Raw genomic sequence first — 24,379 nt, 5'->3', positions numbered from 1 at the left:
CTACAGGGCGATCAGGACGCCTTGTGCTTCGTGGAGTGTCGGCGCGAAACAGAAGGACGGGTCGGCGGCGCAGGGTGCGCCGCCGACCCGTCCGGTCCGGACGGTATCCGTGAGCGTCAGCGCCGCCGATTGGCGGGCTTCAGAGCAGCGGAGAACGACATGTTGTCCGCCTCCGGGTTGAGGGTGACGCCGGGCGGGACGATCTCGTCGATGCGGTCCAGCACGTCGGCGGACAGCGCTACGCCTGCCGCCGGGAGCTGGGACTCGAGGTGCTCCATGGTGCGCGGGCCGATGATCGCGGAGGTGACAGCGGGGTGGCGGACCACGAACGCGATCGCCATCTCGATCAGGGTCAGGCCGGTCTCCTCGGCGAGCACGGCGAGTGCCTCGACCGCGTCGAGCTTGCGCCGGTTGGCCGGCAGCGTGGGGTCGAAACGACCCGGGAAGATCTGCGAACGGCCGGTGTCCGGCGCCTCCTCGCCGGCGCGGTAGCGGCCGGTGAGCCAGCCCATCGCCAGCGGGCTGTAGGTCAGCACGCCCATGCCGTAGCGCTGGGCGGTGGGCAGGACGTCCCACTCGATCTCGCGGGTCAGGAGGTTGTACGGCGGCTGCTCGGTGCGGAAACGCTCGCGGCCGCGCCGCTCCGCCACCCACTGGGCCTCGACGATCTCGGACGCGGGCACCGTGGAGGCGCCGAACGCGCGGATCTTGCCCTGTGACTGGAGGTCGGAGAGGGCGCCGAGCGTCTCGTCGATGTCCGTCGTGGGGTCGAGGCGGTGGATCTGGTACAGGTCGATCCAGTCGGTGCCCAGCCGCCGCAGGGAGTTCTCGACGGACTGCATGATCCAGCGGCGGGACGCGCCGCCGTGGTTGGGCCGGTCGTCCCACGGCAGGCCGACCTTGGTGGCGAGTACGACGTCGTCGCGCCGCCCGGCGGTCAGCGCCTTGCCGACGATCTCCTCCGACTCGCCGAACGAGTACATGTCGGCCGTGTCGATGAAGTTGATCCCGGCGTCCAGCGCCCGGTGGATGATCCGGATCGACTCGTCGTGGTCGGGGTTGCCCGCAGCGCCGAACATCATCGCGCCGAGGCAGAGCTCGCTGACCGAGATGCCGGTGCGGCCCAGCGGCCGGTAATCCATGACTGCTCCTTGGTGAGGGGATCGTCCTGCCGCGAGGTTCGCGCCGGCGGCATCCGATTCGCGTCGGTGGAAGTCACGCCCCTCCGACTACGTAGTGCGGTCGCCGAGTACGCAGGCAGGGCCGTCCCAGGACCGTCCTGCCTGCTGGACTGCGCCGCGCACAGCCCGCCGCGCTCAGGCTTGTGAAAGGCGGAAGATCGGCCAGCCGATCTCGGTTCTCCACGACTCCACTGCCGGGTCGTCCCTGGGGCCACGGAGGTAGGTCTCATGGATGGGCCCGTCGACGGCCAAGGCGTGGTCGACGACCCAGGCGCCGAGTCGGCCGTAGGTGACGTCGATGTCGTCGTGGGCGCCGTGGTGGACGGTGACGGCGAGCTCGGTCGCGGGCAGGGTCAGCGGGGCGACGCGACCGGCCGTCGGCGGGTCGGCGACCGGTCGGTAAGCCAGCACGGTACCGCGGCCGGCGGTGAACAGTTCGTTGGCGTAGCGGCCTCCGGGCGGGCCGAGCCGCTGGTTCCCGGCGACGGCGGTGTCCAGCTCATACATCGCGTCGTCGTACCAGCCCAGCATCTCGTCCATGTCGACGACGCCGCTGACCGCAGCGACGGTTCTGGCCGGCACCGTCCGCAGCTGCACGTCCAGTTGCTCGACATCCGGTCGCAGCAACTGCCGCAGGGAGGCGACGGCGGCCCGGGTGCGGTCGAGCTCGGTCTCCAGCCGCTTCAGGTGACCGGCGATCAAGGCGGCGCGGGTCTCGGGATCCTCGGTGACGAGGATCCTGCTCACCTCGGCGAGCGGCATGTCCAGCTCGCGGAGCCGATGGATCACCTGGGCGGTCGGGATCTGCTCGGCCGCGTAGTAGCGGTAACCGCTGGCCGGGTCGACAGAAGCCGGCTCGAGCAGGCCTGCTTCGTGGTAGCGGCGCAGCGTGCGCACGCTCAGATGCGAGAGCTGTGCGAACTCTCCGATGCTGAGACCTGACCGCATCCCTGCACTGTGCACCCTCCCCTGGCGGGAGGGTCAACGCCGCGCTGCGGGGCTTGACCCTCTCCCTGGGGGAGAGCCGACGGTGAACGGCATGAGCATCAGTGATCGACTGGACGGCCGCGCGGCCCTGGTGACCGGCGCCGGCAGAGGCACGGGCGCGGCGATCGCCGAGCGGCTGCGCGAAGCCGGTGCGAGGGTGCTGGCAACCGCCCGGACCCGGCCTGCGGACTGGCCCGAACCGGACGTGTTCCTCACCGCCGACCTGACCACCACCGAGGGCATCGGCACCGTGGTCGACCACGTCCGGGACCGGTTCGGCACGCTGGACGTCCTCGTGCACACGCTCGGTGGTTCGAGCGCCTCGCCCGGCGGGTTCGCCGCCCTCGACGATCGGCACTGGGACGACGAGCTCCAGCTCAACCTGCTCGCGGCTGTCCGGCTGGACCGAGCCCTGCTCCCCGCCATGGTCAACGCTGGCCGCGGCGCGGTCGTGCACGTCTCGTCCATCCAGCGGCGCATGCCGCTGCACGAGGCAACCCTCGGCTACGCCGCGGCGAAGGCGGCGCTCACCACCTACAGCAAGGGCCTCGCGAACGAGCTCGGGCCACGCGGCATCCGGGTGAACATCGTTTCTCCCGGCTTCATCCGGACCGCAGGCGCCGACGCGCTGGTGGATCGAATCGCAGCTACGCGTGCCGTCTCCCGGGAGGACGCGCTGCACCAGGTCATGGACTCCCTCGGCGGCATTCCCCTCGGCCGCGCGGCACAGCCCTGTGAGGTCGCCGAGCTCGTCGCCTTCCTCGTCTCCGACCGGGCCGCGGCGATCACGGGCGCCGAACACACCATCGATGGCGGCACCGTCCCGACCGTCGGCTGACAAGGGAGACCACTCATGACCACATCGGATCCCGTACCCGAGATCTCCCCCGAACAGCTTCCGGAGGCGATCCACACCTACCTCGCCGCGCACCAAGCGCGCGACATCGACACCGCCGTCCAGCACTACACCGACGACGCCACCGTCATCGACGAGGGCCGGACGTACCAGGGGCCCGACCAGATCCGCGACTGGCTGCAGCGCTCGGCCGGCGAATACACCTACACGATCACGCTCACCGGCGCCCAGAAGGTCGACAACGAGCACTACATCGCAACCCACCACCTCGAAGGCAACTTCCCCGGCGGCGTCGTCGACCTACGGTTCCGGTTCACGCTCCGTGATAGGAGTATCAGCCGGCTCGCCATCGAGCCCTGACTCACGGCCGTAGGCGACCGGACACGACAAGATCGGCCCCTCACCCTGTTCTCGCAGGTGAGGGGCCGTTTCTCATGGTCACCGTGCTGGTGCCCCGGCAGGATTCGAACCTGCGCTCCCGCCTCCGGAGGGCTCGACTCATGGTGGCCAACCTCGCCTTCTGACCAGCGGAAACGCGTCTACGTCTGGTCTGATGCGTCGAACTTCTGCACACATTCGGGACAGGCGTGGATCCGACGTGGTTGAAGGAGGCCTCTGTGCCGAGCAGGCGGGTGCCCTGGACGTAGGCGTGTCATCCGCGCAGGAGCTACTGCGCCGCCGACGCTTCCCGCCCTTGCGCTAGGCGGGCTCGCCGGGCCTTCCTGTCTGGTGAGCCTGCGCCCAGGCATCGATCAGTGGCCGTCGCAGCGAGGGCACCATCAGGGCCGCGAGCAGGATCGGGACCGCCGAGATCAGGAATGTCAGGCGGGTTCCGATCGCCGAGGCGAGCAGGCCGGCCAGCGCTGCCCCGGATGGGAACGACAGCGCATACAGCATTCGGTCGGCCGCGGTGACCCGGCCGAGGAGGTGGGCGGGCACCACGGTCTGGCGGATGGTGATGGTGAGGATGATCCAGCAGGAGAGCGCGACACTGTTGAGGGCGAGCAACGCGCTGGCGACGAGTAGGTGGTTGGCCAGCGACATCGCGGCCACCGCGACGACGCTCACCATGATTCCGGCCATCGCCGTCGGGAAGATCCCGATCCGCCCGACAATCGGCCGCGTGATCGCGGCGCCGATCAGCGAGCCGAACGCGGACAGGGACACCATGATCCCGAATCCAGCTTCCCCGGAGTCGAGTTCGTCGAGGGCGTAGACCACGCCGATGCCCCAGAACGTTCCGGCGGCGAGCGCCCACAGCCCCACCATGATCGTCAGGCCGCGCAGTAGCGGTGACGAGACGAGCGCATCCCAGCCGTCGCGTTAGGTCGCGCGCCACAGCCCGGAGGCGTCCGGTCGCCGGATCGGGGTCGCGCGTTGCGGCCCGTGCGCTGGGCAAGGTGAACAGCAGTGTCCCGGCCACCAGCAGCACGGCCGCGTTCGCCGTGAACGGCAGGAACTGGCTCAGCGCGAACAGCAGCCCGCCCATCGCACGACCGAGGAACTGGTCGGCGATGACTTGGCCGGTCATCAGCCGGGAGTTCGCGGTGGCGAGTTGCTGCGCCGGTATCAGCTGAGGCAGGTAGGCCTGCGAGGCAGGGTCTGCGACGGCCTCGCCCACCCCATACAACACTGCAGCCGTGATGATCCAGCCGAGCGTGACCTGGTCGGAGGCGATCAGCGCCGCGAGCCCGAGCAGGAGCGCCGCCCGCGCGAGATGCGCGAAAGCAATCGCGTTGCGGCGATTCGTGCGGTCGATCAGAACGCCGGCGAACGGCCCGAACAGCAGCAGCGGCGCGAACGTTGCGACGGTCACCAGGGCGATCTGTCGTACGTCGGTGGTGACGCTGGTCGCCAACAGCGGGAGCGCGACCAGCCGCATCCCGTCCCCGAGGTTGGTGGCGGTGGATGCGCTCCAAAGCAGCCAGAACCGACGGGCAGGGCCCCCCGTCTTTGCCATCGCGACGACCTACCGGCGTTTGCGCAAGGATCCTGGCCAGGGCGCGGTCACGACGTCCACCCCTCGGGCGAGGCTCGGTGCACGAGCGGCTGCTGCCGGACCAACTGCGGCGTGCCGGTCCCAGTCATCCTCGCCCTCGTCTCCTTGACGGCACTACGGCGCCGTCCGAGTAGCTGATCCGTATGCGGGCCAAGGAAAGCACGGATAACGTCTAGTCGATGCAGCGTTTTCGCTCTCGGCGAACTCAGCGGCCGCCTGATGACGGCATCCGACGGGCGGCCTGGTGGAGCAGCGCGTCGTAGACGGACCAAAGATAAGCAGTCCACAACGAAGGCGCTAGCAGTTCATCTAGCCCTTCTTCGACATGATGGACAACCTGCTCCCTACCCCAGATAACGCCGTCGAGCACGACATCGCGGAACGAGGTGCCGAGGGCATCGACCATGTCGGGAAGGAAGCGGGTGAGTGACCGCTGCTGCCGTGATTGCAGCCGCACGCGGTCCTCGGCGACGGTCGCGATCGCGCGACTAGTTGACTGAACTCTGATGCTGACGCAGCGGGTACGGGGGGCCGAAGTCGGCCCAGTACTCCCGAAGCTGAACGACCTCAGGGGGATTAGGCCGATCTGATTGCCATTAGCCCGGATCTTTCGTCGTTGGTCGGGCGGTGCTCGTGACCGGTTGCGACCGGCGTTTGCCGGGTGATTCTGCATGGTGGGTGTGACAGGCCAGCCGAGGTCGCTCGGGTGGGCGCCGGTTCCACGGGCCGGAGGTGGAGGTTGTCGGGGCAGGCGGGCTTGGTGATCAGCCTGGCGCGTCTCGGGCCTGCAGGGTGGTGATCGCCTGGAGGAGCAGATCCGCCCAGGGTGCGTGGCTGGATAGGTGCAGCACGATGCGTCGTGCGGTGCGGGCGAGCCGGCCGGCGAGGGAGAACAGCCGCAGGCGCAGCCGTTTGGGTTCCCACCGCCGGGCGGGGTGCTCGGTCAGTGCGAGGAGCTGCGCCCATGCGGTGAGCTCGCAGGCCAGCGCGACGATGGCGCACCAGATCCGGTTCTGATCGAGGTCGTGCAGTGGCAGGTTGGTCAGCCCGGTGTCTTTCGCGGCGCGGATGCGGTCCTCGGCGCGGGCCCGGCGGCGATGCCGCAGTTCCAGGTCGGCGAGCTGGCGGCCGGGTCCGCCCGGCGGAGTGTTGGTCGCGAACGCGGTCAACCGGTGCCCGTCGGCGTCGGTCAGGCGTAGCTGCGCGCCGGGGTGCGGGCGTTCCTTGCGGACGATCACCCGCGTACCGGGTGGCCACCCGGACAGATCCAGCAGTCCGGTGACCTCGAGGACCCAGGCGCCGTCGCGCGGCTCCCGGTCGGCGTCGTAGGCCGGCTGCCAGTCGGTGTCGGGGACGAGGGCGAGTCCGTCGACGATGTGGTCGGGCAGGGTGAACCCGACCGAGTAGGACAGCCGCTGGCTGGTGATCCAGTTCAGCAACTCGTGGGTGCAGCCGGCCGAGTCGATGCGGATGAGGATCTTGCGCCCGGGTCGGGTGCCCGGCCGGTGGCTGGGAAGCTGGCGCAGCGCCTCACGGATGACAGTGATGTGGTCGGCGGCGGTGTTGGAGCCGGCGTTGCCCGGGCGCAACAGCACCGACAACGGCTCCCCGGTCCCGGCGTTGTCACCGGCGCCGCCGTGGTCGACGAACGCCCACAGCGGGTGATGCCCGAACCCCTTCTTGAACGTCGGGGCCGCGCCCTCCTTGTCGGTGTGCGCGGTGACCAGCGTGGCGTCGACATCAACGGTCAACGGGTCACCGGCGTCAATGCGGTGGTCCGGGGCGTGCTCACCGGCCAGCTCCCAGGCTCGGGCGCGGGCCGCGGCCCGGGCGGTGTTGATCGCGCGCATCGCCGCGACCGGGTCCTGGGCGAGCCGGTCGATCGCCCGGGACACCGTCGGATCCGAGGCCACCGGGCCGAACTGGCCGGGTTCGGCGCGCAGCACGGCGATGTCGGCCAGGCAGTCCCCGCCCAACGCCAGCGTCACCGCCAGATCCAGCACGATCTTCGGTGGCTCGTGCACCGCGTTCGGGTGCCGCCAGCCCGCCAGCGCGGCCGACAGCTGCGCGTCGAGCCGGACCGTGCGGATGGTCTCGGTCAGCAACAGCCCACCGGCCTGCGACACCACATTCGAGCCGGCCGTGTCCACGCCGGGACTCGGGTAGAACCCACTACGCTTGCTCACCTGGAAGGTGCTCCTGAACTCATACGGACATGGCCCTCGACAAGCCACATCCTTGCTGTTCAGGGGCACCTTTCAGCCGTTCAACACGCCTTCGCGCCGATCAACGATGTCTGACGGATGTGTCGGCTCGCCCGGCCCGGATACCGGGCTTCACGAGAAGGTCGCGACGTGGTCGGTGACGAACTGTTCGAAGCCGCGCGCCGACCGGCCGAGGATCGAGGGCACGTCGTCGGTGACGTAGTCGCAGTCGCCCTCGGCGAACAGGCCCACCGCTTGTGCGTTCATCGCGGCCAGACCGGCTGGTACGCCGACCTCGATCATTGCCTGCATTTGCTCTTCGACCGTCAGCGGTTCGAACGCGATCGGCCGGCCGAGGACCTTCGAGAGCACCACCGCGGCAGCCGCGAAAGAGATCGACTCGGGGCCTGTCGGCCAGTAGGTCTTCCCCGCGTGCGAAGCCGGGGCGACAGCGATCTCCGCGGCGACCGAGGCGACGTCACGCGCGTCGACCATGCCGAGGCGGCCGTCGCCGGCGGCCGAGCCGAAGCTGCTCTCCTTGGCGATCGACGGGGCCGACATGAAGAAGTTCTGCATGTAGGCGTTGTTGCGCAACAGGGTGTAGCCCAGCCCGGATGCGATGAGCCCGTTCTCGATCTCGGTCTGGTCGCGTCGCCGGGCGATCGGCGAGTTCGCCGACGCCTTGCTGGTGATCTTCACGACGTGCCGGACGTCGGCCCGGGCCGCGCTGTCGATGACGTTCAGCTCCTGGGCGGGTATCGCCGGGCTGACCAGCACCACGGACGAGACTTCGCGCATCGCCGCGTCGATGGTCGCCGGAACTCCCAGATCACCGGCAACCACCTCCACCCCCGACCGAGCCAGAGCCGCCGCCTTCTCGGGGTCGCGTACCAGGACCCGGACTTGTTCTCCTCGGTCGGCGAGCAGCTGCGCCGCCTCCGCACCCACCTTGCCCGCGGTCGTGATCAAGATCATCTCAGCGTCCCTCGGTTGCATTTTGTGGTCGACCCCAAAGATAGTACTCGCACAAATCTTGGAGCGTCGCTGGTAGCCTGCGGAGATGTCGAGTCCCGGACTTCGCGAGCGCAAGAAGGCGCGCACCCGCCGGCTCATCGCGGACACGGCGGCCCGGCTGTTCGCCGAGCACGGCTACGAACATGTGGCCGTCAGCGACGTGGCACGCGAGGCCGAAGTTGCCGAGCAGACGGTCTACAACTACTTCCGGACCAAGGAGCAGTTGGTCACCGACCGCGAAGAGCAGATCCGGCAACGGCTGTGCGACCTCGTCCGCGACCGGCCGAGCGGCACGAGCCCGGCGGCCGCCATCCGTAGCTACGTCCTCGACTCCGTCGCCGGCATCCGCCGCATTCCGCCGGCGCTCTGGCGGGGCGAGCTCGGCCCCCTGGCGGCCATCAGCCCGACCGTCCACCGGCTCGCGCTGGAGCTGACCGACCGCCAGGCCGCCGCCATCACCGAGGCCATCACCGACACCACCACCGTCCCGCCGGAGATCGCCAAACTGCAGGGAATCGCACTGGCCGGCGTGTTCCGGATAATCATCGGCGAGGCCGGCCGGCGCACCGCCGAGGGCGAAAGCCAAGAGGCGATCGCCGACGGCCTGTACCCAATCATCGAAAACATCCTCGACGAACTTGACCGCTGGCTCACTGCGTCGCGACCCCCGGCCTCACCGTGACGGGTAGCAGCCTGGATCGATCCGAGCGGGCTGAGACCCGCCCGGACCAGCATCTGCAGTTCGTGGTGCACGCTGGCCCCGTGGGCCATGCCGCCCAGGTAGGGCACCGGCGACGAGTGCGGTCGCACTGGTCATCGTCTGGTTCACCCACGAGACCCGCAACGCTCCGCTCGAGCGCTGACCGGCGGGCCGACTCGTCCCGCGGTGGGGCCGCCAACTAGCCCGGATCTTTCGTCGCTGGTCTGGCAGTGATCAAGACCGGTGGTGGCCGGTCTTCGCGGCGTGATTCTGCATGGTGGGTATGACGGTGCGCCCGATGTCGCTCGGGTGGGCGCCGATTCCACGGGCCGGGGTGTCTGGTGTTGTCGGGGCAGGTGGGCTGGGTGTCAGACAGGCGCTGCGCGTGCCCGCAGGCTGGTGACCGCCTGGGCCAGGAGCGGCGCCCAGGGTGCGTGGGCGGCCAGGTGCAGGATGGTGCGTCGCCCGGTGCGGGCCAGGCGGCCGGCGATGGAGAACAGCCGCAGCCGCAGCCGCTTGGGCTCCCACCGGCGGGCGGGGTGCTCGGTGAGGCCGAGCATCTGCGCCCAGGCGGTGAGCTCGCAGGCCAGCGCGACGATAGCGCACCAAATCTTGTTCTGGTTCAGCTCGTGCAGGGGCAGGTTGGTCAGGCCGGTGTCCTTCGCGGCGCGGATGCGGTCCTCGGCGCGGGCCCGGCGGCGGTGGCGCAGTTCCAGGTCGGCGAGCTGGCGGCCGGGTCCGCCGGGTGGGATGTTGGTCGCGAACGCGGTCAGGCGGTGCCCGTCGGCATCGGTGAGGCGCAGCTGCGCACCGGGGTGTGGGCGCTCCTTGCGGACGATCACCCGCATGCCCTTCGGCCACCGGGACACGTCCAGCAGGCCGGTGACCTCCAGTACCCAGGCCCCGTCGCGGGGTTCCCGGTCGGCGTCGTAGGCCGGCTGCCAGTCCGACTCCGAGACCGTGGCGAGCTCGCCGAGGATCGAGGCGGGCAGGGTGAACCCGATCGAGTAGGACAGCCGCTGCGCGACGATCCAGTCCAGCAGGTCGTGCGTGGCGCCGGCCGAGTCGATCCGGATCAGGATCTTGCGACCCGGCCGCAGACCAGGGCGGTGGCCGGGCAGCTGGCGCAGCGCCTCGCGGATGACGGCGATGTGGTCTTCGGCGGTGTTCGAGCCGGCGTTCCCGGGCCGCAGCAGGTGCGACAGCGGCTCCCCGCTGCCGGTGGGGCCGTGGTCGCAGAACGCCCACAGCGGATGGTGGCCGAGCCCGAGCTTGAACGTCGGGGCCGCACCCTCCTTGTCCGAGTGCGCGGTCACGAGGGTGGCGTCCACGTCGATGATCAGCGGGCTACCAGGGTCGATGCCGTGGTCGGGGGGCGTGCTCGCCGGCCAGCTCCCACACCCGCGCTCTCCCCGCGGCCCGGGCTGTGTTGATCGCGCGTAGCACCGCGACCGCGTCCTGGGCGAGCCGGTCGATCGCCCGTGACACCGTCGGGTCCGAGGCCACCAGGCCATAGACGTCGGGTTCGGCGCGCAACAACGCGATATCGGCCAGGCAGTCCCCGCCCAGCGCGAGCATCACCGCCAGGTCCAGCACGATCTTCGCCGGATCGTGGCGCGCGTTCGGCTGCCGCCAGCGCCCCGGCGGTCTCGGTCAACAGCACCCCACCGGCAAGCGACACGACCTTCGACCCGGCCGTGTCCACGGCCAGACGCGGGTACAACCCACTACGCTTGCCCACCTGAAGGGGCTCCTTGTTGCGGCGGATGTGGACCTTCGACAAGTCACATCCTTGCTGCTCAGGAGCACCCTTCAGCTATTCGATACGCTCGGCCGCCGATCCCCCCATGAAAGCCCCGGGTTAGCGGGGCATCGTCTGCGGCGCCCGGGGTCGGCCGCCGCTGCGCGCGGGGTTTCGATCGGGATCCGTGGGCGCTACCGCAGTTGGTCGCGGCGGCGGGTCAGGTAGGCGGTCTCGGCGGTGTTGCCCGCCAGCTCGATGGCTCTGTCGTACGCCGCGCGCGACTCCTGGCTGCGGCCCAGCCGGCGCAGCAGGTCGGCGCGGGTCGCGTGGTAGGCGTGATAGCCGGACAACTTGTCCTCGAGGCGGTCGACGGCCGCCAGTGCCACCTCCGGGCCGTCGAGCTCGGCGACCGCGATGGCCCGGTTGAGGGCGATGATCGGGGAGGGGTCGAGGCGGACCAGCTGGTCGTAGAGGGCAAGGACCTGCGACCAGTCGGTGTCGCGCATGTCGCGGGCGGAGGTGTGCACCGCGTTGATCGCGGCGAGGATCTGGTAGCGACCCGGAGCCACCCCGGCGGCGGCAGCGGCCAGGCGCTCGCGCACCAGCCGATGCCCCTCCGCGACCAGCGCCGCGTCCCAGGCCCCACGGTCCTGCTCGTCCAGGGCGACCAGTTCGCCGCTGGCCGACACCCGAGCCGTGCGGCGGGCCTCGGTGAGCAGCATCAGCGCCAGCAGCCCGGCCACCTCACCGTCCTCCGGCAGGAGGGCACGGAGCAGGCGAGCGAGCCGGATCGCCTCGCCGGTCAGGCCCGGACGCACCGGATCGGTGTCGGGACCGGTCGCCAGGTAGCCCTCGTTGAACACCAGGAAGAGGACGGCGAGCACGCCAGATACGCGTGCCGGGAGATCCTGCGCGGCCGGCACGCGATAGGGGATGCGCGCCGCCTTGATCTTGGCCTTCGCGCGGGTGATCCGCCGCTCCATGGCGGTCTCCTGCACCAGGAACGCGCGGGCGATCTCGGGCACCGTCAGACCGCCGACCATGCGCAGGGTCAGCGCCACGCGGGTGTCCATCGCGAGAGCCGGGTGACAGCAGGTGAAGATCAGCCGCAGGCGGTCGTCGTCGATGGCGCCGACGGGCTCGGGCGGGTCGTCGTGGTGCGCCATCTGAGCCTCCTTCTGCTTGTCGTCGCGCTTGTTCTCGCGCCGGATCCGGTCGATGGCCTTGCGGTTGGCGGTGGTGGTCAGCCAGGCGCCGGGGTTGGGCGGTACGCCGTCGGCCGGCCACCGCTCCACGGCGGTCGCGAACGCCTCGGCCGCTGCCTCCTCGGCGATGTCGAGGTCACCGAAACGCCTGGTCAAGGAGGCGACCACCCGCGCCCACTCCTCGTGATGGGCCCGGGTGATCGCCTCCTCGACGTCGCTCACTGGAACGGCCGCAGCTCGATCTTCCGATCGCAGACCTTCGACGCCTCGGTGGCGAGCTCGAGCGCCACATCCAGATCGGGGGCCTCCCACACCCAGACGCCGGCGAGGTACTCCTTCGACTCCACGAAAGGCCCGTCGCTGAACACCGCCTGCTCGCCCCGGTTGTCGATGACCGTGGCCGCGTCGGTGTCCGCGAGTCCGCCCGCGAAAACCCAGTAGCCCTCGGCGATCAGTCGTTCGTTGAACGCGCTGATGGCAGGCAGCCTGTCCGTGCTGCCGGGATTGCTCTTGTCATCGATCACGGAAACCAGGTATCGCATCTGAAGATCGTCTCCTGAGGTGTCGAGACAGCATGGTTCGGTGGTCAGGGACTTCAGGCCGTCGCGTACTGCGGGCGCCCGGCCGGTCGGTAGACCTGGATCGTTACGCCCCCGGGGGTGGCTCGCGACTCGACCAGCTCGAGTGCTGTGTCCGGGCCGGTGGAGGGGAACAGCCGTGTGCCCTGGCCGACAACCACGGGATAGGTGAGCAGGGTGATCTCGTCGACCAGCTGGTTGTCGAACAGCCAGCGGACCAGGCTGCCGCTGCCGTACACCTGCAGGTCATCCCCCGGCTTGGCCTTCAGCTCGCGGATCGCGGCCGCGACGTCACCGGAGAGGACGGTCGTGTCCGCCCATTGCGGGTCGGTGAGCGTGGTCGATGCGACGTACTTGGGCCGCGTGTTCAACGCCACTCCGATGGGGTTGTCGCCCTGATTCGTCCCCCAGGATCCGGTTCCCCACGAGCCGGCAAAGATCTCGTAGGTCCGGCGGCCGAACAGGAACGCGTCGGCGCGCTGGTTGACCTGGCCGAGGAACGTCTCGGCCTCGTCGTCGAACAGCGGCAAGGCCCAACCGCCGCGCTCGAACCCGCCCCTGCTGTCCTCGTCCGGCCCGCCGAGCCCCTGCATCACACCGTCGACGGAGACGTTCGTGATGGTCGTCAGCTTCATGGTCGCAGTTCCTTCACCTTGGCGCCGCCCCCTTGCGGGCGGCCTCACCCCTGCTACGAACACCACCGCCCCGATCCGACACCGCCTCCCGGACTTCTTTGAAGAACTTTCCGCGACGCCGGTCGTCAGCGATCCGACAGCACGACAGTGTCGCGGCGACTGCGCTCCACTTCCTCGAGGATGGCCTGGGCCGAGGTAGGGATGTCGGGTTCGAGGGTGATCTCGTGGCCGTCGAGGCGGATGGTGGCGGAGCGGACCGTCCGCAAGGTGTGCACGATGTTCTTGATCGAGGTGCCGCGGCTCACCCTGGTCCCGCCCTGTTCATACGGCGACCACGGCCGCGCTGACCGACAACGGCGAACCCGTTCGGTTCACCCCGCACGACCTCCGGCGCCTGGTCACCACCGAGCTCGTAGGCGATCACCTCCGTGCTCGCGGATCAGGCCGGGGTGATCGTGTTCGACATCCTCCCCGAAGGCTCCGTCATCGACTCCGCGGTGCTCGCGCGGCTGGTCACCGAACGCACCTGGACCGACCGCCGGCTCGGCTCCAACGCCGCGATCTCCGCGCCGAACGACCGACTGTGGCTGGCCACCGGGAACAACCTGCGCACCGGCGGCGACATGGCCTCCCGCACCGTGTGGGTGCGCCTCGACCCGGACATGCCCCACCCCGAGGCCCGCACCGGGTTCTCCATCCCCAACCTCGACACCTGGATCCTCGACCCGGCCAACCAGTCCCGGGTGCTGTGGCACCTGCTCGTGCTGGTGCTCGACTGGACCGCCCACGGCGCCCCGTCGTCGACGTCGGTGCCGGAGATGCGTCAGTTCACCCGCTGGGCACAACAGCTCGGCGGACTGCTCGAGCACCACGGCATCGGCCCGTTCCTGGCCAACACCGGCGACAACCGCGACCTCGACGACGACGCCGCCGAATGGCGGGTCTTCCTGATGCGCTGGCACGAGCTGCACGGCGACCGCCACCTGTCCGCCAACGAGCTGCGCCGCACCGCCAAAGGCTTCGCCGGCAGCGACCCGTGGGACGGCACCTTCCCCACCACCGGCAGCGGCCAGCTCCTGTCGGTGAAGAGCCTCGGCCGCCGCCTCACCGGCCAGATCGGGCGCTGGCGCGGCGACGTCGTTCTACGCAGCGTCACCAACCCGCACAACCACGGCCGCTCCTACTGGGTCGAGCACCGACCCGCCGAAACCCGATCCTCCCAGACCCCCGAAAGAAACCTCGCAAACCCGCAAACCGCTGGAACAGCAGGGTGACCAGCACAAACATGGCAACTCGATCTTGCGGTTTGTCCCTGGGCTCAAACCAGCAAACCCGCAAACCGCGCGGTTTGCCCGGCTCACCGTCCAGGACGTCTGCGCCGAGCTCGGCATCTCCCGATCCACCTTCTACGAATGGCGCACCAAGCGTCGCGGACCAAAGTGCATCCTGGCTTCCGTTCGCGTGTGACTATATCGACATGAAATGGCCGCTCGCGGCCGCGACGTACCGGCGCAGCCTTTCCGAGGCGTTGACTGCAATCACACCGGCGATGCTCGCCGATGAGCGTCGGAACGAGCCCGCCGGAGTGGACCTTCGGCGGGCCCTGCACCGGTACGCATTCAACACGCTCCAACGCGCGGAATGCCCCGATGAAGTGCAAGACTGGGTTCACCGGCACTCGATCTCCGTGAGGCAGTTGGGCAAGCCGGACGTGCTGCGGCGGGTGTTGACCACGATCGCTGTCCGGGTCGACGGCCAGCCAGCCGCGGCCAGCGGGTCAGCAAGCGGCGACGAGTGCTGTTCAACGTTGCGGAATATGCCGTCGAACGCGGCTTGCTCGACATGAACCCGTTGCCTTCGATGAAGGGAAAATGGAGGGTCCCAAAGCCATCCGTTGCCGTCGACCGGCGCTCGGTGGTGAACCCGGTGCAGGCTCGCACATTGCTCCGCGCGGTTCGCGACGTCCAGCGCAGCGGCCCGCGACTGGTGGCATTTTTCGCACTCATGTACTTCGCCGCCTTGCGTCCGGAGGAAGCCGCGAACGTAGGCAAGCACAACCTCGCGCTACCGACAAAAGGATGGGGTGACATCTATCTGGAGGAATCCACGCCGCACGCGGGCTCGCACTGGACCAACGACGGCCGCCCGCGGGATCGACGGCAGCTCAAGAACCGCGAGCGGGGGGAGGGCCGTACCATGCCGTCGCCGCCGGAGTTGACGGCACTCATTCACGCTCACATCGCCGAGTTCGGCACCGGTCCGGATGGGCGACTGTTCGTGGGGGAGCGGGCAGACGATCTGCTGAAGCTGACCTACATGCGGGCATGGCGGGCCGCCCGGAAGGCGACGTTCACCCCCGAGGTGCTCGCTGGGCCACTGGCCGCCACCCCGTACTCGCTGCGGCACGCCTGCGTGTCGACGTGGCTCAACGGCGGAGTGCCGGCACCACAAGTTGCCGAGTGGGCGGGCCACTCGGTGGAGATGCTGCTTCGGGTCTACGCCAAGTGCATCGACGGGCAGGACGAGGCCCTCCGCCGGCGTGTCATGGACGCACTCGGCCACCGAGGGGCGTAGCAGAACTTCTGCACGTATTCAGCACGAACGCTCGGCAACGGCCCGTCGTGGCCGTAGACGGCCGGACGCAACAAGATCGGCCCCTCACCCTGTTCTCGCAGGTGAGGGGCCGTTTCTCATGGTCACCGTGATGGTGCCCCCGGCAGGATTCGAACCTGCGCTCCCGCCTCCGGAGGGCGGTGCTCTATCCCCTGAGCTACGGGGGCCGTGCGAATGGGACAACCCTAGCGCACGCCGGGATCTACAGCGGCAGGGGTTGCCCTCCCCTCTCGGCGAGCAGTTGGCGCAGGTAGACGCTCTCGCTGGTCTGGGAGCGCAGCATCTGCGCGGCCAGGTTGCGGACCTGCGGCACGGCCGCGCGATCGGCGGCGTACTGCAGCATCCCGGCGCCGCCCTCGTGGTGGCGGAGCATGAGCTGCAGGAACAGGACGTCGAGCTGGGGGCCGGTTGCGCCGCGCATGGCGGCGAGCTCCTCGTTGCTCGCCATCCCCGGCATGGTGCTGACCCCGCCCGCCGACGCCGGGGCGTGGTCGTGCGACGGCTCGGTCATCCAGCTCATGTGCCCGCCGGTCGGGAGCGCCGGTGCGCCCCACAGCTCCAGCCAGCCCTGCATGCGGCCGATCTGGGCGGTCTGGGTGGCCTCGATGTCGGCGGCGAGCTGGTGCAGCACCGGGTCGGTGGTGTGGTCGCGCTCCCACGAGGCCATCGTGACGGCCTGCTGGTGGTGCACGGTCATGTCCTGGGAGAAACCGACGTCCACCGAGTCCCTCGCCGGCACGTCCGGCGCGCCCGAGCCGGGAACGCCGGACAGGAGCAGCCCACCCGCGGCGCCGAGCAGCAACAACCCGATGACCGCGACGACGGCGAGAACAGGGCGGATCCACCGGGCCTCGTGGGGAGCGGGCTGCGCCGCCTCGGGGGGCGCGGTGGGGGTGCTCACGGCCATCACGAACCGGGTGCCGGTGCCGCCCCGCCCGGTGCCGGTGCGGGTGCCGCCCCGCCCGGCGTCGCTCCGTCAGGGGTCACCCCGGCCGCACCGGGGGTGGTCTCCGGGTATGCGCCGGGCGCGCCAGGGGCAGGCGCGGGCTCGAAGGGCGGCGGGTTGTCCTGCTGGAAGCCGCCCTCCTGCGCGCCGACCTCGTTGCAGCTCGCGCCGGGCTCCGGGTACTGGTACTGGTTCAGCCGCAGCGCGGCGATGAACTGATCGATCCGCGGGTCGTTCGCGTCCGACAGCTTGAGCTGGTGGCCCCACGACTGCAGCGAGATCGGCTGGTCGAGCCCCGGGAAGGGCGACATCAGCGTGTACGGCTGGCTCGCCACCTTGCCGCGCAGCGTCTCCAGCGCGTCGCCGGTGACCTGGTCCGGGTTGTAGGCGATCCAGACGGCGCCGTGCTCCATCGAGTGCACGGCGGTCTCGCTGCGGATCGCGGCGGGGTAGACGACGCCGTTGCAGGTGGCCCAGACGTAGTCGTGTGCACCGCCCATCGGCGGGCTGTGGGTGTAGGCGACGCGGGTGGCCCGGTCGACGTGCAGCCCGCCCTCGTACGGCTGGACCTGAACGCCCGCGATCGTGGTGGACGGGTCCTGGTTCTCCGCGGTGGGCGTGAACGGCGCCATCGCGTCGGCCTGCGCCCTGTTCTCCTCGTTGCGCATGAACGCGTAGCCGAAGACGACGCCCGCGAAGAGCGCAATGACCACGACCGCGGCGATGAGCCCCCACGGGGTGGATTTCTGGACGACCACCGTCGGCCGGGACTTGCGGACCGCCTTGCTCGTCTTACCGCTGACCATGAACCGTCCAGACCTAGGAATCTCCGAGCACGGACCGTCACCCGGACGGCCCTTGCGACATCGCAGTGTAGGAGCCGGGCATGAGAATCCCGTGAGCGCACCTGCCCAACGCCTTGTCTTGTGGATCAACGCCGCCGTGCGGCAGATCCACAAGTGGGACAACTAGACTTGACGGGTGACTCCCGACGTGCTTGCCGAACTGGTCCGTGCCGCCGCGTCCGACCTGCTGACGCGACGCGGCCTGGACCTCACGGCTCTGCCCGCCGACGTCACCGTGGAGCGCCCGCGCAACCCCGAGCACGGCGACTACGCCACCAACGTGGCCATGCGCACCGCGAAGAAGGCCGGTGTCGCCCCGCGCGACCTGGCAGGCTGGCTGGTCGAGGAGCTGGCCGGGCGCGAGGGCGTGGCCAGTGCCGAGGTCGCGGGGCCTGGCTTCATCAACATCCGGCTGGCCGCCGACGCACAGGGTGCCCTCGTCGGGAACGTGCTCGCCGACGGCGCGGGCTACGGCACCGGCGACGACGTCGCCGGGCGCAACGTCAACCTCGAGTTCGTCTCCGCCAACCCGACCGGCCCGCTCCACATGGGTGCCACCCGCTGGGCCGCCGTCGGCGACGCCCTTGGCCGGGTGCTTTCCGCCCGCGGCGCGAAGGTGACGCGTGAGTACTACTTCAACGACGCGGGCGCGCAGATCGACCGGTTCGCCCGGTCGCTGGTAGCGGCGGCGCTCGGGCAGCCGACGCCAGAAGACGGCTACGCGGGCGCCTACATCGGCGAGGTCGCCCAGGAGGTCGTCGCGGCCGAGCCGGGGGTGCTCGACCTGCCCGACGCCGAGCGCGACGAGGTGTTCCGGCGTGTGGGCGTTGGCCGGATGTTCGAGAGCATCAAGCGCACCCTGCACGAGTTCGGCACCGACTTCGACGTGTTCTTCCACGAGCAGTCGCTGTACGAGTCGGGCGCGGTCGACGCCGCGGTGCAGCAGTTGAAGGACTCCGGCAGCCTGTACTTCGCCGACGGGGCGTGGTGGCTGCGCTCCAAGGACTTCGGTGACGACAAGGACCGGCCGGTCATCAAGAGCGACGGCAACCCCGCCTACATCGCGGGCGACCTCGCCTACCTGCGCGACAAGCGCTCGCGCGGCTTCGACCTGTGCATCTACATGCTCGGCGCCGACCACCACGGCTACATCGGACGGCTCAAGGCGGCCGCCGCCGCGTTCGGCGACGACCCGGCCGTGGTCGAGGTGCTGATCGGACAGATGGTCAACCTCGTCAAGGACGGCAAGCCGGTGCGGATGAGCAAGCGCGCCGGCAACACGGTCACCATGGACGACCTGGTCGAGGCGGTCGGGGTCGACGCGGCGCGGTACTCGCTGGTGCGCTCGTCGGTCGACTCGCCCCTCGACATCGACCTCGACCTGCTCGTCAAGCGCTCGAACGACAACCCGGTCTTCTACGTGCAATACGCGCACGCCCGGCTGGCCTCGCTCGCCCGCAACGCCGCCGACCTCGGCGTCGAGCCGGGCGACGCCTACGGCCTGCTGGAGCACCCCCGCGAGGGCGACCTGATCCGCACGATCGGCGAGTTCCCGGCCGTCGTGGCGACCGCGGCCGAGCTGCGTGAGCCGCACCGGGTGGCCCGCTACCTCGAGCAGCTGGCGAGCGCTTACCACAAGTTCTACGACACGTGCCGCGTGCTGCCGATGGGCGACGAGGAGGTCGCCGACCTGCACAAGGCCCGGCTGGCGCTCTGCGTCGCCGCGCGCCAGGTGTTCGCCAACGGCCTCGGGCTGCTGGGTGTCTCGGCTCCGGAGCGGATGTGAACGCTGCAGGACGGCGTGGTCACCGGTTCGGCGCGAAAACGCGCCAGATACGCCCGTCGATGCGCCGAACTGCTGATCAAGAGGCTGATTCATGAACGTCCACCCCGCCGGCCCGCTGCACGCCGGCATCACGGTCCCGCCCGAGACCGCGGGCCCGCGACCGCTCGACGCCGCCGGGCTCGACGAGCTCGCCCCCGGGGTGTGGCCGCGGAACGCCGCCCGAGGGGAGGGCGGCGCGCTGGAGGCCGCGGGCGTCGACGTCCGCGACCTCGCCGAGCGGTACGGCACCCCGCTCTTCGTGATCGACGAGGCCGACTTCCGCTCGCGGGCCGCCGAGTTCGCGGCCGCGTTCGGGGCGGAGGCCGTGCACTACGCGGCCAAGGCGTTCCTCTGCACCGAGGTGGCCCGCTGGGTCGCGGAGGAGGGCCTCTCCCTCGATGTGGCGAGCGGCGGTGAGCTGGCCGTCGCGCTGCGCGCGGGGTTCCCGCCGGAGCGGATCGCGCTGCACGGCAACAACAAGTCCCTCGACGAGCTGGTCACGGCCGTCGAGGCGGGCGTCGGTCGGGTCGTGCTCGACTCGTTCCACGAGATCGCCCGACTGGACGCAGTGGCCCGCGAGCGCGGGGTCGTCGTGCCGGTGATGGTGCGGCTCACGGTCGGCGTCGAGGCGCACACGCACGAGTTCATCGCCACCGCCCACGAGGACCAGAAGTTCGGCTTCTCGATCTCCGGCGGCGAGGCGAGCGCGGCCGCAGAGGCCGTGCGCCGGGTGCTCGCGGTCGACGGGCTCGAGCTGGTGGGCCTGCACAGCCACATCGGCAGCCAGATCTTCGACACCGAGGGCTTCGAGGTGGCCGCCCACCGCGTCGTGCGGTTCCTGGCGAAGCTGCACAAGGAGCACGGCGGTGACGCGCTGGCGGCGCTCACCACCCTCGACCTCGGCGGCGGGTTCGGCATCGCCTACCGCGCCGACGAGACCCCGGTCGACGTGCAGGAGCTGGCCGAGGAGCTGCGCGGCATCGTCAAGCGGGAGTGCCACGCCGAGGACCTGGACGTCCCGAAGATCGCGGTGGAGCCGGGCCGGGCGATCGCCGGGCCGGCCGGGATCACGCTCTACACCGTGGGCACGCTCAAGGACGTACCGCTCGGCGGGTCGTCGATGCGACGCTACGTGAGCGTCGACGGCGGCATGAGCGACAACATCCGCACCGCGCTCTACGACGCGGTGTACGACTGCCGGCTCGTGTCCCGCTCCTCGGAGCGCGACGGCAGCGGCGACGCTGTGCTCTCGCGGGTGGTCGGCAAGCACTGCGAGAGCGGTGACATCGTGGTGCGCGACTGTTGGCTGCCCGCCGACCTCGCCCCCGGCGATCTGCTGGCCGTTGCCGCGACGGGCGCCTACTGCTACTCGATGGCGAGCTCCTACAACCGCCTGCCCCGGCCCGCGGTGGTGGCCGTGCGCGACGGCGAGGCGCGGGCCCTCCTGCGCAGGGAGACGCTCGAGGACCAGTTCCGGCTGGAGGTGTCGGGGTGAGGCCGCGCACCCGGGGTGCGCATCTGAGGAGCGCACCAGCGAGGATCGGGGCGTGAAACCGATCCGCGTGGCCATGCTGGGCTGCGGCACCGTCGGCCGCGAGGTCGTGCGGTTGCTGCACGAGCAGGCCGACGAGCTGACGGCCCGCGCCGGCGCGCCCGTCGAATTGGCCGGGGTGGCCGTGCGCCGCCCGCACAAACACACCGACCTCGGCGACCTGCTCACGACCGACGCGTCCGGCCTGGTCACGCGCGACGACGTGGACGTCGTCGTCGAGGTGATCGGCGGCATCGAGCCGGCCCGCACGCTGCTCGTGGAAGCGCTGAAGGCCGGCAAGTCGGTGGTCACGGCCAACAAGGCGCTGCTCGCCGAGGACGGACCCGCGCTCGCCGAGGCCGCCGACGCATCGGGCGTCGACCTGTACTTCGAGGCGGCCGTCGCCGGGGCGATTCCGCTGCTCCGGCCGTTGCGCGAGTCGCTGGCCGGGGATCGGATCACCCGGGTGGCCGGCATCGTCAACGGCACCACGAACTTCATCCTCTCCGCGATGGCGGCCTCCGGGGCGAGCTACGCCGACGCCCTCGACGAGGCCACGCGGCTGGGCTACGCCGAGGCCGACCCGAGCGCCGACGTCGATGGTTACGACGCCGCGTCCAAGGCCGCGATCCTCGCGTCGCTGGCCTTCCACACCCGCGTCAACGCCGCCGACGTGCACTGCGAGGGCATCCGCGCGGTGACCTCCACCGACATCGCGGCCGCGGCCACGATGGGCTGTGTGATCAAGCTCCTCGCGATCTGTGAGCGGACGCCCGCCGAGGAGGGCGTTCCCGAGTCGGTCTCGGCGCGCGTGTACCCGGCGATGATTCCCGCCGCACATCCGCTCGCGTCCGTCGACGGGGCGTACAACGCCGTGTTCGTCGAGGCGGAGGCCGCCGGGCAGCTGATGTTCTACGGGCAGGGCGCGGGCGGCGCGCCCACGGCGAGCGCCGTGCTCGGTGACCTCGTCGCGGTGGCGCGCAACCGCGTTCTGGGCGGGCGCGGGCCGCGGGAGTCGGCCTACGCGAGCCTGCCGGTGCGGCCCATCGGCACGCTGCGCACGCGCTACCACGTGAGCCTCGAGGTGGCCGACCGCCCTGGCGTGCTGTCGACGATCACCGGCGAGTTCGCCCACCACGGCGTCAGCATCGCGGCGGCGCGGCAGACCGGCGAGGGCGACGACAACGGGTCCGCGCGGATCGTCATCGTCACGCACCGGGCGCCGGAGGCGGCGCTCGCCGCCACGGTGGACGTGCTGGCCGGGCTCGACGTGGTCCACGGCGTGCACAGCGTGCTTCGGGTCGAGGACCTGGGCCGGAAGGGAGTTGCGGGATGACCGCCGCGCAGAAGCTCACCCGCTGGCCGGGGGTGATCGAGGCCTACCGGGAGCGGATGCCGGTGGAGCCGGGCTGGACCGTGGTCACGCTGGGGGAGGGCGGCACGCCGTTGCTGCCCGCGCCGCACCTGTCCGCGGCCACCGGCTGCGAGGTCTTCCTCAAGGTCGACGGCGCGAACCCGACGGGCTCGTTCAAGGATCGCGGGATGACGATGGCGGTCACGCATGCGCTCGCGGAGGGCAAGCAGGGCGTGCTCTGCGCGTCCACCGGCAACACCTCGGCCTCCGCCGCCGCCTACGCCACCCGCGCGGGCATGACCTGCGCGGTGCTCGTGCCTCGCGGCAAGATCGCGCTCGGCAAGCTGGCCCAGGCCGTGGCGCACGGGGCCCGGATCCTGCAGGTCGACGGCAACTTCGACGACTGCCTCGAGCTCGCCCGCAAGACCACGGCCGACTACCCGGTGGCCGCGCTCGTCAACTCGGTGAACCCCACCCGCATCGCGGGCCAGGCCAGCGCGGCGTACGAGATCTGCGACGAGCTCGGCCGCGCCCCCGACGTGCACTGCCTGCCGGTGGGCAACGCGGGCAACATCACCGCGTACTGGCAGGGCTACAAGGCCTACCTCGCCGACGGGCTGATCCACACGCCGCCACGGATGTTCGGTTTCCAGGCCGCGGGAGCCGCGCCGCTCGTGCACGGTGCGCCCGTGGCCGCCCCGGAGACGATCGCCACCGCGATCCGGATCGGCGCGCCCGCCTCGTGGGCGGGCGCCATGACCGCCCGCGAGGAGTCGCACGGCCGCTTCGCCGCCGTCACCGACGACGAAATCCTTTCCGCGTACCGGCTGCTCTCGGCGAGGGAGGGCGTGTTCGTCGAGCCTGCGTCGGCCGCGAGCGTCGCCGGGCTGCTGCAGTCGGCGGCCGACGACACGTTGCCCCGCGGTTCGCTCGTCGTGTGCACCGTCACCGGCCACGGACTGAAGGACCCGGACTCCGCCCTGCTCACCGCGCCGGAGCCCACCGTGGTCCCGATCGACCCCGGCGCCGTCGCCGCGGCCCTGGAACTGGGCTGATGGGGCGACCGGGTGAGGTCCGGGTGCGGGTGCCGGGCTCGTCGGCCAACCTCGGACCGGGTTTCGACACGCTCGGGCTCGCGCTCGGTCTCTACGACGAGGTCGAGGTGTCGGTCGCCGCCGAGGGCATCGAGATCGAGGTGTCCGGGGAGGGCGCAGGCCGCGTGCCGTGCGACGAGGCCCACCTCGTGGTCAGGGCGATGCGTTCGGCATGGGACCTCGTCGGCGACGCCCCGCCCGGCATCCGGATGCGCTGCCACAACGCGATCCCGCATTCGCGGGGACTCGGCAGCTCGGCGGCCGCGGCCGTAGCGGGCGCGACGGCGGCCGTGGCGCTCGCAGGGCGCGATGCCGAGCTGGAGCGCGACACGATCCTGCACGTCGCGGCGGGGATGGAAGGGCACGCCGACAATGCGGCGGCCAGCCTGCTCGGCGGTTTCGTGGTCGCGTGGGAGAGCGCGGGGAATACCTCGCGGCGTTTTCACGCTGTACGCCTCGAGACGCATCCGGGCATCCACCCGGTTGCGCTCGTCGCGGGAACCGAATCGCTCACCAGCACCACGCGCGGGCTGTTGCCCGAACGCGTTCCGCTGGTCGACGCGGCCTTCACCGGTAGCCGCACCGCGCTCGCCGTGCTGGCCTTCACCCAGCGCCTCGAGCTGCTGCTGCCGGCCACGGAGGACCGGCTCCACCAGAACTACCGGCGCCCGGCCTACCCGGAGTCGGCCGCCATGGTCGACACGCTGCGTGATCGCGGCATCCCCGCCGCGATCTCGGGAGCCGGCCCCACGGTGCTGGCCATCACCACCGACGGAATCCTGCCGCCGGACCTGGACCTTCACGGTTTCACGGCCCTCGCGCTCCCCGTCGACGGGGCGGGTGCGCGCGTCGAGATCGGCTGAGGCGGCCCGCCCGGCGCGCCACGACAGGGGGTTGTTGCCGCGATCAGGGCAGACCGTCTACTCTCGGCACCGCAACGGCGATCCACGCGGCATCCGCGTGGCCACTCGAGCCGGAATCCGCCAGATCTCAAGCGCCAAACCGGTTCCGACCCGAGCGGCCTCTTCCCCGGAGCGTCGCCACGATCGCCACCCTTGCTGTCGGGGC

23 protein-coding genes, 1 tRNA gene and 2 pseudogenes are annotated in these 24,379 nt (G+C 70.7%); 11 read left to right on the top strand and 15 right to left on the bottom strand.

Annotation, left to right across the window (positions count from 1 at the left end):
- Window positions 1-116: 116 nt before the first annotated feature.
- Together K1T35_RS41030 and K1T35_RS41025 are read right to left on the bottom strand one after the other, a co-directional pair.
- Window positions 117-1,142 (bottom strand): aldo/keto reductase, encoded by a 1,026-nt coding sequence (locus K1T35_RS41030; protein ID WP_220257065.1) that lies wholly within the window; start codon window positions 1,140-1,142, stop codon window positions 117-119.
- Window positions 1,143-1,316: 174 nt separating this feature from the next.
- Window positions 1,317-2,129: a MerR family transcriptional regulator gene (locus tag K1T35_RS41025; RefSeq protein WP_220257064.1), complete on the bottom strand. Its 813-nt coding sequence runs from the start codon at window positions 2,127-2,129 to the stop codon at window positions 1,317-1,319.
- A 91-nt stretch (window positions 2,130-2,220) separates the two neighbouring features.
- On the opposite strand from K1T35_RS41025, the gene K1T35_RS41020 reads away from it, so the two are divergent.
- Window positions 2,221-3,006, top strand: a complete 786-nt coding sequence (locus tag K1T35_RS41020; protein ID WP_220257063.1) for an SDR family oxidoreductase — start codon at window positions 2,221-2,223, stop codon at window positions 3,004-3,006.
- 15 nt (window positions 3,007-3,021) lie between these two features.
- On the top strand, window positions 3,022-3,384 hold the full coding sequence (locus K1T35_RS41015) for a nuclear transport factor 2 family protein (RefSeq protein WP_220257062.1): 363 nt from the start codon (window positions 3,022-3,024) through the stop codon (window positions 3,382-3,384).
- 339 nt (window positions 3,385-3,723) lie between these two features.
- Here K1T35_RS41015 and K1T35_RS41010 read toward each other — a convergent pair whose 3' ends face one another.
- The 5 genes and pseudogenes from K1T35_RS41010 to K1T35_RS40990 all read right to left on the bottom strand — a co-directional run bounded on the left by K1T35_RS41010 (window position 3,724) and on the right by K1T35_RS40990 (window position 8,328).
- Window positions 3,724-4,293, bottom strand: a complete 570-nt coding sequence (locus K1T35_RS41010) for an MFS transporter (protein ID WP_220257061.1) — start codon at window positions 4,291-4,293, stop codon at window positions 3,724-3,726.
- A gap of 100 nt (window positions 4,294-4,393) precedes the next feature.
- Window positions 4,394-4,984 (bottom strand): annotated as a pseudogene (locus tag K1T35_RS49945) (MFS transporter); the annotation flags it as partial.
- Window positions 4,985-5,228: 244 nt separating this feature from the next.
- On the bottom strand, window positions 5,229-5,429 hold the full coding sequence (locus tag K1T35_RS41000; protein ID WP_220257060.1) for a hypothetical protein: 201 nt from the start codon (window positions 5,427-5,429) through the stop codon (window positions 5,229-5,231).
- 358 nt (window positions 5,430-5,787) lie between these two features.
- Window positions 5,788-7,209, bottom strand: coding sequence for an IS1380 family transposase (locus K1T35_RS40995; protein WP_220257059.1), 1,422 nt, complete (start codon window positions 7,207-7,209; stop codon window positions 5,788-5,790).
- A 150-nt stretch (window positions 7,210-7,359) separates the two neighbouring features.
- Entirely contained in the window at window positions 7,360-8,328 is a 969-nt protein-coding gene (locus K1T35_RS40990; RefSeq protein WP_255621259.1) for an SDR family oxidoreductase, read from the bottom strand.
- Here K1T35_RS40990 and K1T35_RS40985 point away from each other — a divergent pair.
- Window positions 8,288-8,923, top strand: coding sequence for a TetR/AcrR family transcriptional regulator (locus tag K1T35_RS40985; protein WP_220257058.1), 636 nt, complete (start codon window positions 8,288-8,290; stop codon window positions 8,921-8,923). The genes K1T35_RS40990 and K1T35_RS40985 overlap by 41 nt on opposite strands.
- A gap of 386 nt (window positions 8,924-9,309) precedes the next feature.
- Here K1T35_RS40985 and K1T35_RS40980 read toward each other — a convergent pair.
- From K1T35_RS40980 to K1T35_RS40960, 5 genes and pseudogenes are all read right to left on the bottom strand, one after another.
- A pseudogene (locus K1T35_RS40980) lies at window positions 9,310-10,682 on the bottom strand (IS1380 family transposase).
- 194 nt (window positions 10,683-10,876) lie between these two features.
- The gene (locus K1T35_RS40975; RefSeq protein ID WP_220257057.1) at window positions 10,877-12,112 is read right to left on the bottom strand and encodes an RNA polymerase sigma factor; all 1,236 of its coding nucleotides are present in this window, start codon (window positions 12,110-12,112) and stop codon (window positions 10,877-10,879) included.
- Window positions 12,109-12,432: a YciI family protein gene (locus tag K1T35_RS40970; RefSeq protein ID WP_220257056.1), complete on the bottom strand. Its 324-nt coding sequence runs from the start codon at window positions 12,430-12,432 to the stop codon at window positions 12,109-12,111. The genes K1T35_RS40975 and K1T35_RS40970 overlap by 4 nt, the downstream gene beginning before the upstream one ends.
- A gap of 53 nt (window positions 12,433-12,485) precedes the next feature.
- Window positions 12,486-13,103, bottom strand: coding sequence for a dihydrofolate reductase family protein (locus K1T35_RS40965; RefSeq protein WP_220257055.1), 618 nt, complete (start codon window positions 13,101-13,103; stop codon window positions 12,486-12,488).
- Window positions 13,104-13,228: 125 nt separating this feature from the next.
- Window positions 13,229-13,408: a hypothetical protein gene (locus K1T35_RS40960; RefSeq protein WP_220257054.1), complete on the bottom strand. Its 180-nt coding sequence runs from the start codon at window positions 13,406-13,408 to the stop codon at window positions 13,229-13,231.
- 123 nt (window positions 13,409-13,531) lie between these two features.
- Here K1T35_RS40960 and K1T35_RS40955 point away from each other — a divergent pair, with 123 nt between their 5' ends.
- The 3 genes from K1T35_RS40955 to K1T35_RS40940 all read left to right on the top strand — a co-directional run bounded on the left by K1T35_RS40955 (window position 13,532) and on the right by K1T35_RS40940 (window position 15,677).
- Window positions 13,532-14,377, top strand: coding sequence for a hypothetical protein (locus K1T35_RS40955; protein WP_220257053.1), 846 nt, complete (start codon window positions 13,532-13,534; stop codon window positions 14,375-14,377).
- Window positions 14,378-14,580: 203 nt separating this feature from the next.
- Window positions 14,581-14,949: a hypothetical protein gene (locus tag K1T35_RS40945; protein WP_220257051.1), complete on the top strand. Its 369-nt coding sequence runs from the start codon at window positions 14,581-14,583 to the stop codon at window positions 14,947-14,949.
- Window positions 14,898-15,677 carry a tyrosine-type recombinase/integrase gene (locus K1T35_RS40940; RefSeq protein ID WP_220257050.1) on the top strand — a complete coding sequence of 260 codons (780 nt, stop codon included), beginning with the start codon at window positions 14,898-14,900 and terminating at the stop codon, window positions 15,675-15,677. Before K1T35_RS40945 ends, K1T35_RS40940 begins: the two co-directional genes overlap by 52 nt.
- A gap of 131 nt (window positions 15,678-15,808) precedes the next feature.
- Here K1T35_RS40940 and K1T35_RS40935 read toward each other — a convergent pair.
- The 3 genes from K1T35_RS40935 to K1T35_RS40925 form a co-directional block, all read right to left on the bottom strand.
- Window positions 15,809-15,883, bottom strand: a tRNA-Arg gene (locus K1T35_RS40935).
- Window positions 15,884-15,918: 35 nt separating this feature from the next.
- The gene (locus K1T35_RS40930) at window positions 15,919-16,623 is read right to left on the bottom strand and encodes a DUF305 domain-containing protein (protein WP_220257049.1); all 705 of its coding nucleotides are present in this window, start codon (window positions 16,621-16,623) and stop codon (window positions 15,919-15,921) included.
- Window positions 16,623-17,468 (bottom strand): DUF3105 domain-containing protein, encoded by an 846-nt coding sequence (locus K1T35_RS40925; RefSeq protein ID WP_220257048.1) that lies wholly within the window; start codon window positions 17,466-17,468, stop codon window positions 16,623-16,625. The genes K1T35_RS40930 and K1T35_RS40925 overlap by 1 nt, the downstream gene beginning before the upstream one ends.
- A gap of 175 nt (window positions 17,469-17,643) precedes the next feature.
- On the opposite strand from K1T35_RS40925, the gene argS reads away from it, so the two are divergent.
- The 5 genes from argS (at window position 17,644) to thrB (ending at window position 24,174) form a co-directional block, all read left to right on the top strand.
- Window positions 17,644-19,293: an arginine--tRNA ligase gene (gene argS / locus K1T35_RS40920; protein ID WP_220257047.1), complete on the top strand. Its 1,650-nt coding sequence runs from the start codon at window positions 17,644-17,646 to the stop codon at window positions 19,291-19,293.
- A 91-nt stretch (window positions 19,294-19,384) separates the two neighbouring features.
- Entirely contained in the window at window positions 19,385-20,827 is a 1,443-nt protein-coding gene (gene lysA, locus K1T35_RS40915; RefSeq protein ID WP_220257046.1) for a diaminopimelate decarboxylase, read from the top strand.
- A gap of 73 nt (window positions 20,828-20,900) precedes the next feature.
- Window positions 20,901-22,199 carry a homoserine dehydrogenase gene (locus K1T35_RS40910; protein WP_220263169.1) on the top strand — a complete coding sequence of 433 codons (1,299 nt, stop codon included), beginning with the start codon at window positions 20,901-20,903 and terminating at the stop codon, window positions 22,197-22,199.
- A complete protein-coding gene (gene thrC / locus K1T35_RS40905; RefSeq protein WP_220257045.1) occupies window positions 22,196-23,272 on the top strand; it encodes a threonine synthase in 1,077 nt (358 codons plus the stop codon). Before K1T35_RS40910 ends, thrC begins: the two co-directional genes overlap by 4 nt.
- Complete coding sequence (thrB, locus tag K1T35_RS40900) at window positions 23,272-24,174, top strand: homoserine kinase (RefSeq protein WP_220257044.1); 903 nt, start codon at window positions 23,272-23,274, stop codon at window positions 24,172-24,174. Before thrC ends, thrB begins: the two co-directional genes overlap by 1 nt.
- Window positions 24,175-24,379: the final 205 nt, after the last annotated feature.

Source organism: Pseudonocardia sp. DSM 110487 (assembly GCF_019468565.1).
GTDB lineage: Bacteria > Actinomycetota > Actinomycetes > Mycobacteriales > Pseudonocardiaceae > Pseudonocardia.
The sequence above is the reverse complement of the archived record's forward strand: the minus strand, read 5'-3'. Positions and strand labels throughout refer to the sequence as shown.

Excerpts from the sequence above, each read along its gene's own strand:
- K1T35_RS41030 (WP_220257065.1), bottom strand. The coding sequence starts at position 1,142 with ATGGATTACCGGCCGCTGGGCCGCACCGGCATCTCGGTCAGCGAGCTC.
- K1T35_RS41025 (WP_220257064.1), bottom strand. The coding sequence starts at position 2,129 with ATGCGGTCAGGTCTCAGCATCGGAGAGTTCGCACAGCTCTCGCATCTG.
- K1T35_RS41020 (WP_220257063.1), top strand. The coding sequence starts at position 2,221 with ATGAGCATCAGTGATCGACTGGACGGCCGCGCGGCCCTGGTGACCGGC.
- K1T35_RS41015 (WP_220257062.1), top strand. The coding sequence starts at position 3,022 with ATGACCACATCGGATCCCGTACCCGAGATCTCCCCCGAACAGCTTCCG.
- K1T35_RS41010 (WP_220257061.1), bottom strand. The coding sequence starts at position 4,293 with ATGGTGGGGCTGTGGGCGCTCGCCGCCGGAACGTTCTGGGGCATCGGC.
- K1T35_RS41000 (WP_220257060.1), bottom strand. The coding sequence starts at position 5,429 with ATGGTCGATGCCCTCGGCACCTCGTTCCGCGATGTCGTGCTCGACGGC.
- K1T35_RS40985 (WP_220257058.1), top strand. The coding sequence starts at position 8,288 with ATGTCGAGTCCCGGACTTCGCGAGCGCAAGAAGGCGCGCACCCGCCGG.
- K1T35_RS40970 (WP_220257056.1), bottom strand. The coding sequence starts at position 12,432 with ATGCGATACCTGGTTTCCGTGATCGATGACAAGAGCAATCCCGGCAGC.
- K1T35_RS40965 (WP_220257055.1), bottom strand. The coding sequence starts at position 13,103 with ATGAAGCTGACGACCATCACGAACGTCTCCGTCGACGGTGTGATGCAG.
- K1T35_RS40945 (WP_220257051.1), top strand. The coding sequence starts at position 14,581 with ATGAAATGGCCGCTCGCGGCCGCGACGTACCGGCGCAGCCTTTCCGAG.
- K1T35_RS40930 (WP_220257049.1), bottom strand. The coding sequence starts at position 16,623 with ATGGCCGTGAGCACCCCCACCGCGCCCCCCGAGGCGGCGCAGCCCGCT.
- K1T35_RS40925 (WP_220257048.1), bottom strand. The coding sequence starts at position 17,468 with ATGGTCAGCGGTAAGACGAGCAAGGCGGTCCGCAAGTCCCGGCCGACG.
- lysA (WP_220257046.1), top strand. The coding sequence starts at position 19,385 with ATGAACGTCCACCCCGCCGGCCCGCTGCACGCCGGCATCACGGTCCCG.
- K1T35_RS40910 (WP_220263169.1), top strand. The coding sequence starts at position 20,901 with ATGCTGGGCTGCGGCACCGTCGGCCGCGAGGTCGTGCGGTTGCTGCAC.
- thrC (WP_220257045.1), top strand. The coding sequence starts at position 22,196 with ATGACCGCCGCGCAGAAGCTCACCCGCTGGCCGGGGGTGATCGAGGCC.
- thrB (WP_220257044.1), top strand. The coding sequence starts at position 23,272 with ATGGGGCGACCGGGTGAGGTCCGGGTGCGGGTGCCGGGCTCGTCGGCC.